A 14029-nucleotide genomic window follows, 5' to 3' on the forward strand; every position below is an offset into this window, starting at 1 on the left:
GGCGATGGACTATTTCCCGATTTTTTGCAACCTGAAGGGGAAACGCTGCCTGATCGTCGGTGGCGGGCAGGTGGCAACGCATAAGGCGAAGGGGCTGCTGGCGGCCGGGGCTGTGCTGCATCTGGTTGCGCCCACCCTGATGCCGGAACTCGCCAGCCTGAACGCGAGCGGTGACATCGAGTGGTTTCCGGCGACGTTTTCGCCGCAGTATCTGCAATCGTGCTGGCTGGTCATTGCCGCGACCAGCGATCCGCAGGTGAACCGTCAGGTCGCCGCGGCCGCCAGCGCGGAGCGTATCTTTTGCAATGTCGCGGACGACCCTTCGGCTGCCACCTTTATCTCACCGGCCATTATCGACCATTCGCCGGTCATTATTGCGCTGAGCTGCGGGGGCAACGCGCCGGTCTACAGCAAGATCCTCAAAGCGCATGTCGCCGCTCACCTTCCTCCGGGCATGCGGGAAAGCGTGCGGCTGGCGGGGACGCTTCGTGAACGGATTAATCGCGCATGCGGTGACCGGGAGCGCAAGCGTGCATTTTGGGCCGCGTTCTTCCGGCATGCTCCGCTGCAGCAGGCTTTAGCGCAGGAGCACGAGCAAGAGGTCAGGCAGCAGGTCGAGTGGCTCATTCAGCACAGGCTGCTGTCAGAGTAATGTCACGCCGCCTTTTACCATCCGCAGCAGGTGTTGTTCAGGCCAGTGGCGGGTGAGCTGTTTTTTTACCAGCAGCCATTTCACATAATCGACATCATCTTTATTTCTGTCCAGCATCAGACCCACGACGCTGCCGCTGTGTGCCACGTTCACCCCGTAAATACCGCACTCCTCCACCAGTGAGAGCAGTGCGTCAAAATCCGGTTTAGGCAACAGCGTCTGGCTGGCGATGGCGCTGAGGGTGGCCGCTTCGCCCATCCGATAAGGGTTTTGCGTTATGCAGGACTCCTGGACTTTTTCCCACGCGCGTTTCAGCGCTGGCGCACCGGCCAGTAGCCCCGCCTGACGCGGGATGCGGTGGTAATCTGCCGTACGCAGCGTTTGCGGACTTTCCAGAACGAGCAGGTCGAGAGCGGGCTGGGCGTTGCAGGCGATCTGCGTGGAAGCGTCGTTATGGTCGAAAAGGGTCAACTGGCGAAACACGGTGCTGTCGGTGGGTTCGAGCGAAACACAAAGCGTTGCCAGCGTGCTTTCGTCGAGCTGACGCCCCAGATGGTGGGCGGTGGCGACGGCGGTGGCGGCAATATCCGCGGTGCTGCTGGCCATCCCTTTGGCAACCGGGATGGTCGAGTGCACGTCAATGCGGATATCCTGGCTTAGCTGCGCCGGATAGTGCCAGTGCTGCAACAATCGCTCGACCATCGCGCGCGACAGCGGGCGTTCATCCGCCACGGGTGAGCCGTGGCTCACCTCAACGGTGCTGTACCATTCGACAGGGCAGGAGACCAGCTTCTCACTGTCCAAAATCCAGCCCTGGATAAGCTCACCGCACGACGCGGGGCATTGCGCAACAGCCACGTTTCCACCTTACTGGTCAGAAATTTCTGGAGCATAGTGTCATGAGGATATTCCTCTTACCTTGATATACCGCAAATTCCGACCTGGATAGTCTCCATATTATTTTGCGATCCTGCTGAACGCGTAATGCATCAATGAAATCACACTGACTTACGTTGAACAGCAATATTATGTTTTTGCCGGGATTTAATATCCTGATGAATTTTGATCACGATAAAATGAAAAAATATCAAGTAGTGCAATAACTTGTCATAGAACAATAAATATTGAGATTTTAAGCGTGATTATCTTTGCTTTTTATTTTTTGTGATAAAACGTTGAGTAATTGAGAAAGGCGTCAATTATTCTGGCGCCACGTTTTACTCAGCATGGTTTTCATTTGCGGTTAAGTAATTGCCTAAGGTGAATTGAAACGCCGTAAATAGCATTGCTGTTTTGAGAACGAACTCTTTCTCATAATGTAAGCCGACAGGTTTTGCCACATTTGTGGCAGGGAAGGGGGTGACAATCCCCCGCAGCCCCCGCTGCTGTGATGCTGACGACCCCGTAATGACCACTGATCGCGAGATTGGGAAGGACGGGCGAGGAGGACGCTAAGCCAGAAGACCTGCCTGTCGGGAACGTTCAACAACTTCGGTGGGAAGTGGGTTGTACTGATGCATCATACAGTCGAAAGACTGGGACGACGTGTATCTATACCTCCCAACCACCCTGGACAGGATCGGGGTCATGGCGGCAAAGCAGTACGCGTTTGTTCTGGCAGGTACCGGAAGCGGTTGTGGTAAAACCACGGTGACGCTTGGCCTGCTGAGTCTGTTAAAACAGCGTGGATTACGCGTCCAGCCGTATAAAGTGGGCCCTGACTATCTTGATACCGGCTGGCATACCAAAGTCAGCGGCACCTCCTCCCGCAACCTCGACAGCTTCATGCTTCCTGAGCCAATACTCAACGCGCTGTTTTGCGAGCATATGCAGCAGGCGAATATCGCGGTCATTGAAGGCGTGATGGGGCTGTATGACGGCTACGGCACCGATCCGAACTATTGCAGCACCGCCGCGATGGCAAAACAGCTGGGCTGTCCGGTGGTTCTGCTGGTGGACGGCAAGGCGGTATCTACGTCGATTGCCGCGACCGTAATGGGCTTTCAGCGGTTCGATCCTACCCTCAATATTGCCGGGGTGATTGTCAATCGCGTCAACAGCGAATCACATTATCAGCTGCTCAAAACGGCCATTGAGCACTACTGCACGCTACCCGTCCTGGGTTATGTGCCGCACGTTGAGGGCGTCGGTTTGCCCGAGCGCCATCTTGGGTTGGTCACCGCCCGGGAGTCGGCCGCGGACCCGCAGACCTGGCAAAATTTTGCCGCCATTCTCGAACGTACGCTGGATATCGAACAACTTCTCGCGCTCAGCCAGATGGCGTCGCTGCCGCAGGGCGCCTGGCCCGCGCGCCCTGACGGGGACGCCGGGCGCGGGTTAACGCTCGCAATGGCCGATGACGAGGCCTTCAACTTCTATTACCCGGATAACATCACGCTGCTTGAACGTTCCGGGGTCGACATTATCCGCTTTAGCCCGCTGCGCGATAGCCGCTTACCTGACTGCCAGATGGTCTGGCTCGGGGGCGGTTACCCGGAGCTGCATGCGGCACGGCTTGCGGAAAACACCGCGATGCTCGCCAGCCTGCGGGAGGCGCATCGGCGCGGGGTGGCGATCTACGCCGAGTGCGGTGGGCTGATGTACCTCGGCAGCACGCTGGAAGATAGCGAGGGGGTCACCCACCGGATGGCCAATATTATCCCCGGCCACAGCAGGATGGGTAAACGGCTGACCCGTTTTGGCTATTGTGAGGCGCAGGCGCGCCAGCCCACGCTGCTGGCCGATAGCGGGGAGGTGCTGCGTGGGCATGAGTTTCACTATTCCGACTTCTCCCCCCAAACCCCTGCGGTACTGGCGTGCCGCAAAGTGCGTGATGGCGTGACGATGCAGGAATGGGCGGGTGGCTGGCAGGTTGGCAACACGTTCGCAAGCTACCTGCACCTCCACTTTGCCCAACGCCCCACGATGCTCAGCCGCTGGCTGACGGCGGCGAGGGGGGCGCTATGACCCTGATGGCATGGTGCGTCGCGTGGCTGCTCGATGTCATCATCGGCGACCCGCAACGCTGGCCGCATCCGGTGCGCTGGATAGGCAACCTGATCAATGCGGTGCAGCGGGGTGTTCGCCGCTGCTGCCATAGCGACGCGGCGTTACGCATTGGCGGCGGCGTCATGTGGCTGGCCGTCGTGGGGCTGACCTGGGGCATAGCCTGGGGCGTGCTGGCGTTCGGACGGTGGGTGCATCCCTGGCTGGGCTGGGCGATTGAGGTGTGGATGATATTTACCGTGCTGGCCGGGCGCAGTCTGGCAAACGCCGCGCGGGACGTTGAACGCCCGCTGCGGGCAGGCGACCTTGATGAAAGCCGCGAAAAGCTCTCCTGGATAGTGGGGCGCGATACCTCTCAGCTTCAGCCGGAACAGATCAACCGGGCGGTGGTGGAGACCGTCGCGGAGAACACGGTCGACGGCGTTATCGCCCCGCTGTTCTTCCTCCTGCTGGGCGGCGCGCCGCTGGCGATGGCCTATAAGGCGGTGAATACCCTCGATTCAATGGTGGGCTACAAGCATGAAAAATACCGCGCGATCGGCATGGTCAGCGCCCGTATGGATGACGTGGCGAACGCTATCCCCGCGCGCCTGAGCTGGCTCTTGCTGAGCGTTGCGGCGTGGCTATGCCGCGAGGATCCCTCCCGCGCGCTGCGCGTCGGCTGGCGCGACCGCTACAACCACAGCAGCCCCAACTGCGCGTGGGCTGAAGCGACGGTTGCCGGTGCGCTGGGCATCCGGCTTGGCGGACCCAACACCTATTTTGGCCAGCGCGTGGAAAAGCCGTGGATCGGCGACGCGCTGCGCCCGATTGCGGTAGACGACATTTCCCGAACGATTCGACTGATGTGGGTTTCCTCCACCCTGGCGCTGGCGCTGTTTATCGCAGCACGCTGGCTGATGGCTGGCGCGGCCTGAGGACAAAAGACAATGCAATACATCCAGCAACCCCAGGCGATTGAAGCCAAAAGTTTCGACATCATTGGCGAGATCGTTCGCGAAACGCGGCCGGAGTACCGGTTCGCCAGCCCGCTGCATGAGGCGATCGTCAAGCGGGTGATCCATACCACCGCAGATTTCGACTGGCTGGATATTCTCTGGTTTTCAGATGACGCGCTGGAACAGCTTTGCGCGGCGCTCCGTCGCCCGTCCGTTATCTATACCGATACCACGATGGCGCTCTCCGGGATCAACAAAACGCTGCTGGCCACGTTCGGGGGCGAATGTCGCTGCTATATCAGCGACCCGAGGGTGGTGGCGCAGGCAAAGGCCCAGGGAATCACCCGCTCGATGGCGGCCGTGGATATCGCCGTGACGGAAGAGAGCGAGAAGATCTTTGTCTTTGGCAATGCGCCCACGGCGCTGTTTCGCCTGCTTGAGCATGATGTTGCCGTCAGCGGCGTGGTGGGCGTCCCGGTGGGGTTTGTGGGGGCGGCGGAATCGAAAGAGGCGCTGACGCACAGCCATCTGCCCGCGATTGCGGCACTCGGGCGCAAAGGCGGCAGCAATGTGGCGGCGGCGATTGTGAACGCCATGCTCTATTACCTGCAGGGGGCGCGATGAGCGATTCCACCTTCGATGCCCCGGTATGGCATAACGGGAAGGCATTACGTAAAGGCTACACCACCGGCTCCTGCGCGACCGCGGCAGCGAAAGTCGCCGCACTGATGGTGCTGCGCCAGCACCTCATTCATCAGGTCTCCATTGTGACACCCTCCGGCGTCACGCTGTGTCTGAACGTGGAATCGCCGCACATTGAAGGGCAGCAGGCGATTGCGGCCATCCGCAAAGACGGCGGTGATGACGTTGACGCCACCCACGGCATGCTGATTTTCGCCCGTGTGACGCTCAACGACAGCGGCGAGATTACGCTGGCGGGCGGCGAGGGCGTGGGGACCGTGACGCGCAAAGGCATCGGCCTGCCCATCGGCAGCGCGGCGATCAACCGCACGCCGCGTCACACCATTGAGTCCGCCGTGCGCGAGGCGATTGGCCCGACGCGCGGGGCCGACGTGGAAATCTTCGCCCCTGAAGGCGAAGAGCGGGCGCAGAAAACCTACAACTCACGCCTCGGGATCCTGGGCGGTATTTCGATCATCGGCACCACCGGCATTGTCACGCCGATGTCAGAGGAGAGCTGGAAACGCTCGCTTTCTCTGGAGCTGGAGATTAAACGCGCGGCCGGGCTGGAGCGGGTCGTGCTGGTGCCGGGCAATCATGGCGAGCGCTTTGTGCGCGAGCAGATGGGTATCGATAAAGATGTCGTGGTCACCATGAGCAACTTTGTCGGCTACATGATCGAAGAGGCGGTGCGGCTGGGGTTTCGCCAGATAGTGCTGGTCGGCCATCCCGGCAAGCTCATCAAAATTGCCGCCGGGATATTCCACACCCACAGCCATATCGCCGATGCGCGCATGGAAACGCTGGTGGCGCATCTGGCGCTGCTCGGTGCGCCGCTGGAATTACTCACCGTCGTCAGCGAGTGCGATACCACCGAAGCGGCGATGGAACACATCGACACCTGGGGTTTTCAGGCGCTTTACAGCCATCTCGCCGAACGGATCTGCCTGCGCGTAATGCAGATGCTGCGCTTTACCAAAAATCCGCCGACCTGTGACGCCATTCTGTTTTCCTTTGATAACCAGGTGCTGGGCAGCAACCGCCCGGTCGAGGCGATTGCCCGGGCGCTGCAATGTTAACGGTCGTGGGAATGGGGCCTGCGGGATTGCGCCTGATGACGCCCGCCGCGCGTGAAGCTATCGATCGCGCCGATGCGCTGGTCGGCGGAAAACGCCATCTGCTGCAGTTCCCGGCGTTTTGCGGCGAGACGTTTGTCCTGGGGGCCAACATTCCGGCGCTGCTGGCCTGGGTTGAGGCGCGTCAGGAGAAAAAGGTGGTGATTGTGGCCTCCGGCGATCCGCTCTTTTACGGCATCGGATCGCGGATGGTGGCGCATTTCGGTATGGCGCGCGTGCGCATTATTCCCGGTATCAGCGCGGTGCAGTACCTGTGCGCGCAGGCGGGCATTGATATGAATGAGATGTGGCTCACCAGCAGCCATGGCCGCAACGTGAACGTTGACGAGCTGGCACGGCATCGCAAAGTGGCGATGGTCACCGATAGCCAGTGCGGGCCGAAAGAGATTGCCGCGCAGCTGGTGGCGCGCGGGAAGGGCCATCGCTGGATGGTGATTGGTGAAAACCTGGCGATGGAAAATGAACGGATCCACTGGCTGCCCGTCAGTGAGGTCAGTGCCGACTATGAGATGAATGCGGTGGTGATCCTCGATGAAAGATGAACTGTTTCTGCGCGGCGAAACGGTGCCGATGACCAAAGAGGCGGTACGCGCGCTGGCCCTCACGAAGCTCGAGCTGCATCGCGCCAACCACCTGATTGACGTCGGTGCGGGAACCGGGAGCGTGTCGATAGAGGCGGCGCTGCTGTTTCCCTCGCTGCACGTGACGGCCATAGAGCGTAACCCTGCGGCTCTGCAGCTGCTTGCGGAAAATCGCCAGCATTTTGCCTGTCGCAATATCGCGATTTTGCCGGGCGTTGCGCCCTTACCGGTGGCGGATAAGGCCGATGCGGTCTTTATGGGCGGCAGCGGTGGCCATCTGACCTCGCTTATCGACTGGTCCCTGTGCCAGCTACATCCCGGCGGACGTCTGGTGATGACGTTTATCCTGCAGGAAAACCTCACTACTGCGCTGGCCCATCTGCAGCAGATCGGCGTCCAGAACATTGATTGCCTGCAAATGCAGGTCTCCGCGCTGACCCCGCTCGGCAGCGGTCACTTTTTCAAACCGAATAATCCCGTTTTTGTTATCGCCTGTCAGAAGGAAGAACACCATGTCTGAGACGTTTGATTCCCGTTGCGTGTGGTTTGTCGGTGCCGGTCCTGGTGACCGTGAGCTCATCACGCTCAAGGGCTACCGGCTGCTGCAGCAGGCGCAGGTGGTTATCTATGCCGGTTCGCTGATCAATACCGAGCTGCTGGCGTATTGCCCGCAGGGAGCCGAATGCCACGACAGCGCGGAACTCCATTTAGAACAGATAATCGACCTGATGGCGGCGGGCGTGAAGGCCGGAAAAACGGTGGTACGTTTACAGACCGGCGATGTCTCGCTCTACGGCTCCGTTCGCGAGCAGGGCGAAGAGCTGACCAAACGCGGCATTGCCTGGCAGGTGGTGCCCGGCGTTAGTGCTTTCCTCGGCGCTGCGGCGGAGCTTGGGGTGGAATACACCGTGCCTGAAGTCTCGCAGAGCCTGATTATTACCCGCCTCGAAGGGCGTACACCGGTGCCGGCGCGTGAACAGCTGGAGTCATTTGCCAGCCATCAGACCTCCATGGCGATTTATCTTTCGGTCCAGCGTATTCACCGGGTGGCGGAACGCCTGATTGAAGGCGGTTATCCGGCCACCACGCCCGTTGCCGTCATTTATAAAGCGACCTGGCCGGAAAGCCACACCGTCCGCGGCACGCTGGCGGATATCGCCGACAAAGTACGCGAGGCGGGGATCCGCAAAACGGCGCTCATTCTGGTTGGGAAGTTCCTGGGCGAGGAGTATCACTACTCAAAACTCTATGCCGCGGATTTTAGCCATGAATACCGTAAAGCCTGAGCACGTCGCGCTGTTTTGCCTGACGCCGGGCGGCGTGCGGCTGGCGAAGCGTCTGGCGGCAATGCTGCCGGTCACCTGCTTTACCAGCGAGGGCCTGCGGGAAGAGGGCTTTATCTCCTTCGACGGCGGCTTTGCCCCGGCGGTGCGCGAGGCGTTCACGCGCTATCCGGCGCTGATTTTTATCGGCGCCACCGGCATTGCGGTGCGCGTTTTGGCACCCCTCATCCACGACAAACTGAGCGACCCGGCGGTGGTGGTGATCGACGAGCGTGGGCAGCACGTGATTAGCCTGCTTTCCGGCCATGCTGGCGGGGCGAATGCGCTGACCCGCTATCTGGCGGAAATGCTGGGGGCGGACCCGGTGATTACCACCGCCACGGACGTCAACGAGATGGCCGCGCTGGATACCCTTGCCTTCCAGCTGAATGCCCGAATGCGCGATTTCCGAACGACGGTGAAAATCGTCAACCAGATGCTGGTGAGCCATCAGCGGGTAGGGCTGTGGTGGGATGCGGAACTCGACGACGACGTCAGTCAGTGCGATCGGCGAGGGTTTATCACCGTGAGCGACCTGCAGCACCTCCCGGAACTGGATGCGCTGGTGTGTATTACGCTGCGCAACACGCTGCCGGAACTGCCGTTACCGCACTGGACGCTGGTTCCCCAGCGGGTCGTGGCGGGCATCGGCTGTCGACGCGACACGCCGTATCCGCTGCTGGCGACCCTGTTGATGCGCCAGCTTGCGGCGCAGCAGTTCGACCCGCTGGCGCTGAAAGCGATTGGCAGCGTCTCCCTTAAAAAAGACGAAGCGGGCCTGCTTCAGCTTGCCGCCTGCTGGGGTGTGCCGTTTGAAACCTTTACCGCTGACGCGCTGCGTGAGCACGAACACCGCTTTCCGGCTTCACCGTTTGTACGCCAGACGGTTGGGGTGGGGAGCGTCTCGGGACCGGCAGCGTGGCTGCTGAGCCATGGGCAACTACGAGGAGAAACCCTGCGCGAACAGGGCGTCACTATCACTTTGGGAGTTTCACACTGATGTTAACCGTAATTGGAATCGGCCCGGGCTCGCAGGCCATGATGACCATGGAAGCCGTAGACGCGCTGCAGGCGGCAGAAATCATCGTTGGCTACAAAACCTATACCCATCTGGTGAAGGCCTTCACCGGCGACAAACAGGTGATCAAAACCGGGATGTGCAAAGAGATTGAACGCTGTCAGGCGGCGATCGAGCTGGCGCAGGCCGGGCATAACGTCGCGCTTATCAGCAGCGGCGACGCCGGTATTTATGGCATGGCGGGGCTGGTGCTGGAACTGGTCAGCAAACAGAAGCTGGACGTTGAGGTTCGCCTGATCCCCGGGATGACGGCCAGTATCGCCGCCGCGTCTCTGCTTGGCGCGCCGCTGATGCACGATTTTTGCCACATCAGCTTAAGCGATCTGCTGACGCCGTGGCCGGTCATTGAAAAACGCATTGTTGCTGCGGGAGAAGCGGACTTCGTCATCTGTTTCTATAACCCGCGCAGCCGGGGGCGCGAGGGCCATCTGGCACGGGCGTTTGAGCTGCTGTCCGCCAGCAAAAGCCCGCAAACGCCGGTAGGGGTAGTGAAGTCTGCCGGGCGCAAAAAGCAGGAGAAGTGGCTGACCACGCTGGGCGACATGGACTTTGAGCCGGTCGATATGACAAGCCTGGTGATCGTCGGAAATAAGGCCACTTACGTTCAGGAGGGGCTGATGATCACACCCCGGGGCTATGTGCTGTGAACTATGGCGACGTGCTGGTCATGGGCGGCACCAGCGATGCCCGCGCGATCTGCCAGCAGCTGGATGCGGCCGGCGTGGCCTACACCCTGTCGGTGGCGACGGCCACCGGGCAGCGGCTGGCGGGCGACATTAATGGCCGGGTGCGCTGTGGCCGCCTGGAGCCGCAGCAGATGGTTGACTGGCTTGCGCAAAACAGGACCCGCTGGGTGATTGACGCATCGCATCCCTACGCTGAGGTGGTCAGCCGCAACATCCTGGCGGCCTGTGAAACGGTGGGCGTGTTGCTTAGCCGCTATCAGCGCCCCGAACAGCTCAGCGAGCTGACGCATCCGCTGCTCTACAGCGTGCCGGGCATAGAAGAGGCCTGCGACATCGCGCGGCGGCTGGGCGAACGCGTGCTGTTGACCACCGGCAGTAAAGATCTGGCGCGCTGGCGCGCCGGGCTGCCGGAGAAAACGCTGCTGGCCCGGGTGCTGCCGGTGCCCGAGGTCCTTGAGCAATGCGCCGGGCTTGGCTTTGGCGTTACCGAGATCTTCGCGATGTGCGGGCCATTCAGCGCTGAGTTTAACGCGGCGTTTTATCGCCAGTGCCGGGCTGACGTGATGATAACCAAAGCGTCCGGTGCGGAAGGCGGCTATCGGGAAAAGGTTCAACCCTGTCTGGATGCGGGCATCCCCTGCATCGTGATTACACGCCCGGCGCCGCTGGTGACGGGAGAAGAGTTACTGGAAAGTCAGGCCGCATTCGCCGGGCGCTTAGCCCGCTGGCTGGCCGCTGCTTAAGGAGTTAGAGATGAAAAAGGCGCTTCTGGTGGTCAGCTTTGGTACCAGCTACCACGATACCTGCGAGAAAAACATTGTGGCCTGCGAGCGTGCGCTGGCGGAAAGCTGCCCTGACCGCGAGCTGTTTCGGGCATTCACCTCCGGGATGATCATTCGCAAGCTCAAACAGCGTGACGGCATTGAGATCGATACGCCGCTGCAGGCGCTGAAAAAGCTTGCGGCTCAGGGATATCAGGACGTGGCGATCCAGTCCCTGCACATCATCAACGGCGATGAGTACGAGAAAATCGTCCGTGAAGTGCAGAGCCTGCGCCCGCTCTTTACCCGCCTGACGCTGGGGGTACCGCTGTTGAGCAGCCACGACGATTACGCGCAGCTAATGTGCGCCTTACAACAGCAGATGCCGACGCTTGGGGCCACGGAAAAAGTGGTATTTATGGGCCACGGCGCCAGCCATCACGCCTTTGCGGCCTATGCCTGTCTCGACCACATGATGATGGCCCAGGGCTTCCCGGCCCGCGTCGGCGCGGTGGAGAGCTATCCGGAAGTCGACATCCTGATTGAGAGCCTCTGTAAACAAGGGGTCACCGCCGTGCATCTGATGCCGCTGATGCTGGTGGCGGGCGATCACGCCATTAACGATATGGCCTCTGATGACGAGGACTCCTGGAAGACGCTGTTTAACGCTGCCGGGATCCCGGCAACGCCGTGGCTAAGCGGGCTGGGCGAAAACCCGGCGGTGCGCGCGATGTTCGTCGCCCATTTACAGCAGGCGCTGAGCGTGGCGATGGAGGAGGCAGCATGAGCGGCAAACTGTACGCCCTCAGTACCGGGCCGGGCGCGTCGGACCTTATCACCGTGCGCGCCTCACGGATCCTCGGTTCGCTGGATATTCTCTACGCCCCGGCGGGACGAAAAGGGGGCGACAGTCTGGCGCTTTCTATCGTTCGTGAATATGTCGGTGAGCAGACTGAAATCCGCTGCTGCCACTTTCCCATGAGCGCCGACAGCGCTGAAAAGGAGGCGGTGTGGGATGCGGTGGCCGACGCGTTAGTAACGGAGGTGAACGACGGAAAACAGGTTGGCTTTATCACCCTGGGCGACGCCATGCTGTTCAGTACCTGGGTGTTCTTACTTCAGCGCATCGGCAGCCCGGACTGGCTGGAAATTGTGCCCGGCGTGACGTCGTTTGCCGCGATTGCCGCGCGGTCCAAAACGCCGCTGGCGATGGAACAGCAGTCGCTGGCGGTGATCGCATGCACCGCGCCGGAAGCGGAGATTGCGCAGGCGCTGCAGCAGCACGACAGCCTGGTGCTGATGAAGGTCTATGGCCGGTTTGCACGCATCAAAGCGCTGCTGACGCAGGCCGGGCTGCTGAACTGCGCGCTGATGATGTCAGAGGCCACGCTCCCCGGCGAGCAGTGCTGGCGGCATCTGGATGAGGTTGCTGACGACCAGCCGTTACCCTATTTCTCGACCATTCTGGTCAACAAACAGTGGGAGTATGCGCAATGAAACTCGAACAACAGCTTAAACAGCTGTCATTAAGTGGCCTGGCGGCGGCGCTATTGCTGATGGTGGTGCCGGAGCAGGCGTTCGCGATGCACATCATGGAAGGCTTTTTACCGCCCATGTGGGCGCTGGCGTGGTGGCTGATCTTCTTACCGTGTCTGTGGTATGGACTGGTGCGCCTGCGCCGTATCGTGCAGGAGGATAGCCACCAGAAAGTCCTGCTGGCGCTGTGCGGGGCGTTTATTTTCGTGCTGTCGGCGCTGAAGATCCCCTCGGTGACCGGCAGTTGCTCGCATCCGACCGGCGTGGGGCTCGCCGTGATTCTGTTCGGGCCGGGCGTCGTCGCCATTCTCGGCGCCATCGTGCTGCTGTTTCAGGCGCTGCTGCTGGCGCACGGCGGGTTAACCACGCTTGGCGCGAACGGCATGTCGATGGCGGTGATTGGGCCGGTTGTCGGGTACATGGTGTGGAAAATGGCCTGCCGTGCCGGGCTCCGTCGTGATGTCGGGGTATTTTTGTGCGCGATGCTGGCGGATCTGGTGACCTATTTTGTCACCTCAGTCCAGCTTGGCGCGGCGTTCCCGGACCCGGCGACAGGTGCAACGGGGTCGATTGTGAAATTCATGGGCATTTTCTGCCTGACGCAGATCCCCATCGCCATCGCGGAGGGACTGTTAACCGTCATGATTTATGACCAGTTGACCAAACGTCAGCTGATTACCGCACAAGGACACTGAGATGAAAAAGACGCTGATGCTGTTGGCGATGGTGGTTGCTCTGATCGTACTACCATTTTTTATCGATCACGGGGGGGAGTTTGGCGGCTCGGATGGTGAAGCCGAAAATCAAATTCAGGTTGTGGCGCCGCATTACACGCCGTGGTTCACGCCGCTCTATGAACCCGCCAGCGGCGAAATTGAAAGCCTGCTGTTTACGCTCCAGGGCTCCATTGGCGCAGCGGTGATTTTCTATATTTTGGGCTACACCAAAGGCAGACAGCGCCGTGATGACCGGGCTTGACAGGCTAAGCTATCAGAGCCGCTGGGCTCACGTGGCGCCGGAACGCAAGTTTCTGCTCTGGCTGGCACTGATGACGCTGGCGTTTGCGCTGCCGCCGCTGGGGCAGGGGATCGTCCTGGCGTTGACGGCGGGACTGACCTGCTGGCTGCTGCGGATGACCTTCTGGCGCTGGTGCCGCTGGATGGCGCTGCCGTTTGGCTTTCTGCTGGTCGGCGTGCTGACGATCCTCTTTAGCGTCACCCGTGACCCGAACACGCTGGCGGCAGGCGTCCCGGTGGGGCACTACTGGCTGGGGATAACCGCGTCCGGGCTGACTGCCGCCAATGAAACCTTCTGGCGCAGCCTTGCCGCGCTGGCGGCGACCTTCTGGCTGGTGCTGAACCTGCCGTTTCCGCAGCTGATTGTGCTGCTTAAGCGGGCGCGCGTGCCGCGCCTGCTTACCGAGCAGATCCTGCTGACCTGGCGCTTTATTTTTATTCTGTTAGACGAAGCGCTGGCAATTCACCGCGCGCAGACGCTGCGTTTTGGCTATCGTAGCCTGCCAAAAGGCTATCGCTCGCTGGCGATGCTGGTTGGTTTGCTGTTTACCCGGGTGCTGATTCGCTATCAGCAGATGGCGACCACGCTGGATATTAAACTCTACCAGGGTGATTTTCCCCTGTAAGGAATCGCAC

Annotated in this window: 17 protein-coding genes and 1 riboswitch; of the genes, 16 read left to right on the forward strand and 1 reads right to left on the reverse strand. The window is 60.7% G+C overall.

Annotated elements, in window-relative coordinates; translation table 11 throughout:
• Positions 1 to 4 precede the first annotated feature (4 nt).
• Positions 5 to 652 (forward strand): bifunctional precorrin-2 dehydrogenase/sirohydrochlorin ferrochelatase, encoded by a 648-nt coding sequence (locus tag GXP72_RS07995; protein WP_208763712.1) that lies wholly within the window; start codon positions 5 to 7, stop codon positions 650 to 652.
• Here GXP72_RS07995 and GXP72_RS08000 read toward each other — a convergent pair.
• Positions 644 to 1510, reverse strand: a complete 867-nt coding sequence (locus GXP72_RS08000) for an L-threonine kinase (RefSeq protein WP_208763713.1) — start codon at positions 1508 to 1510, stop codon at positions 644 to 646. The two genes, GXP72_RS07995 and GXP72_RS08000, sit on opposite strands and share 9 nt — an antisense overlap.
• A gap of 453 nt (positions 1511 to 1963) precedes the next feature.
• A riboswitch (cobalamin riboswitch) is annotated at positions 1964 to 2140 on the forward strand.
• A gap of 99 nt (positions 2141 to 2239) precedes the next feature.
• On the opposite strand from GXP72_RS08000, the gene GXP72_RS08005 reads away from it, so the two are divergent.
• Genes GXP72_RS08005 through GXP72_RS08075 form a run of 15 tightly spaced genes read left to right on the forward strand, consistent with a single transcriptional unit; the run spans position 2240 to position 14019 of the window.
• Positions 2240 to 3619 (forward strand): cobyrinate a,c-diamide synthase, encoded by a 1380-nt coding sequence (locus GXP72_RS08005; RefSeq protein ID WP_208763714.1) that lies wholly within the window; start codon positions 2240 to 2242, stop codon positions 3617 to 3619.
• A complete protein-coding gene (cbiB, locus tag GXP72_RS08010; protein WP_208763715.1) occupies positions 3616 to 4575 on the forward strand; it encodes an adenosylcobinamide-phosphate synthase CbiB in 960 nt (319 codons plus the stop codon). Before GXP72_RS08005 ends, cbiB begins: the two co-directional genes overlap by 4 nt.
• Before the next feature lie 12 nt (positions 4576 to 4587).
• Entirely contained in the window at positions 4588 to 5220 is a 633-nt protein-coding gene (locus GXP72_RS08015) for a cobalt-precorrin-8 methylmutase (protein WP_208763716.1), read from the forward strand.
• Positions 5217 to 6356 (forward strand): cobalt-precorrin-5B (C(1))-methyltransferase CbiD, encoded by a 1140-nt coding sequence (gene cbiD / locus GXP72_RS08020; RefSeq protein ID WP_208763717.1) that lies wholly within the window; start codon positions 5217 to 5219, stop codon positions 6354 to 6356. Before GXP72_RS08015 ends, cbiD begins: the two co-directional genes overlap by 4 nt.
• Positions 6350 to 6955: a cobalt-precorrin-7 (C(5))-methyltransferase gene (locus tag GXP72_RS08025; protein ID WP_208763718.1), complete on the forward strand. Its 606-nt coding sequence runs from the start codon at positions 6350 to 6352 to the stop codon at positions 6953 to 6955. Before cbiD ends, GXP72_RS08025 begins: the two co-directional genes overlap by 7 nt.
• Entirely contained in the window at positions 6945 to 7514 is a 570-nt protein-coding gene (locus GXP72_RS08030; RefSeq protein ID WP_208763719.1) for a decarboxylating cobalt-precorrin-6B (C(15))-methyltransferase, read from the forward strand. Before GXP72_RS08025 ends, GXP72_RS08030 begins: the two co-directional genes overlap by 11 nt.
• Positions 7507 to 8280 carry a cobalt-precorrin-4 methyltransferase gene (locus tag GXP72_RS08035; protein WP_208763720.1) on the forward strand — a complete coding sequence of 258 codons (774 nt, stop codon included), beginning with the start codon at positions 7507 to 7509 and terminating at the stop codon, positions 8278 to 8280. The genes GXP72_RS08030 and GXP72_RS08035 overlap by 8 nt, the downstream gene beginning before the upstream one ends.
• Positions 8261 to 9316 carry a cobalt-precorrin 5A hydrolase gene (cbiG, locus tag GXP72_RS08040; RefSeq protein ID WP_208763721.1) on the forward strand — a complete coding sequence of 352 codons (1056 nt, stop codon included), beginning with the start codon at positions 8261 to 8263 and terminating at the stop codon, positions 9314 to 9316. The genes GXP72_RS08035 and cbiG overlap by 20 nt, the downstream gene beginning before the upstream one ends.
• Positions 9316 to 10041, forward strand: coding sequence for a precorrin-3B C(17)-methyltransferase (locus tag GXP72_RS08045; RefSeq protein WP_024908221.1), 726 nt, complete (start codon positions 9316 to 9318; stop codon positions 10039 to 10041). The genes cbiG and GXP72_RS08045 overlap by 1 nt, the downstream gene beginning before the upstream one ends.
• A complete protein-coding gene (locus GXP72_RS08050; protein WP_024908222.1) occupies positions 10038 to 10823 on the forward strand; it encodes a cobalt-precorrin-6A reductase in 786 nt (261 codons plus the stop codon). The genes GXP72_RS08045 and GXP72_RS08050 overlap by 4 nt, the downstream gene beginning before the upstream one ends.
• 10 nt (positions 10824 to 10833) lie before the next feature.
• On the forward strand, positions 10834 to 11628 hold the full coding sequence (locus tag GXP72_RS08055) for a sirohydrochlorin cobaltochelatase (RefSeq protein ID WP_032649053.1): 795 nt from the start codon (positions 10834 to 10836) through the stop codon (positions 11626 to 11628).
• Positions 11625 to 12338 (forward strand): cobalt-factor II C(20)-methyltransferase, encoded by a 714-nt coding sequence (locus tag GXP72_RS08060; protein WP_024908224.1) that lies wholly within the window; start codon positions 11625 to 11627, stop codon positions 12336 to 12338. The genes GXP72_RS08055 and GXP72_RS08060 overlap by 4 nt, the downstream gene beginning before the upstream one ends.
• Complete coding sequence (gene cbiM / locus GXP72_RS08065) at positions 12335 to 13072, forward strand: cobalt ECF transporter S component CbiM (RefSeq protein ID WP_024908225.1); 738 nt, start codon at positions 12335 to 12337, stop codon at positions 13070 to 13072. Before GXP72_RS08060 ends, cbiM begins: the two co-directional genes overlap by 4 nt.
• Position 13073: 1 nt before the next feature.
• Positions 13074 to 13355 carry an energy-coupling factor ABC transporter substrate-binding protein gene (locus GXP72_RS08070; RefSeq protein ID WP_047040056.1) on the forward strand — a complete coding sequence of 94 codons (282 nt, stop codon included), beginning with the start codon at positions 13074 to 13076 and terminating at the stop codon, positions 13353 to 13355.
• Positions 13342 to 14019, forward strand: a complete 678-nt coding sequence (locus tag GXP72_RS08075) for an energy-coupling factor ABC transporter transmembrane protein (RefSeq protein ID WP_024908227.1) — start codon at positions 13342 to 13344, stop codon at positions 14017 to 14019. Before GXP72_RS08070 ends, GXP72_RS08075 begins: the two co-directional genes overlap by 14 nt.
• Positions 14020 to 14029 lie beyond the last annotated feature (10 nt).

The organism is Enterobacter sp. SES19, assembly GCF_011765665.1.
Classification (GTDB): domain Bacteria; phylum Pseudomonadota; class Gammaproteobacteria; order Enterobacterales; family Enterobacteriaceae; genus Enterobacter; species Enterobacter pseudoroggenkampii.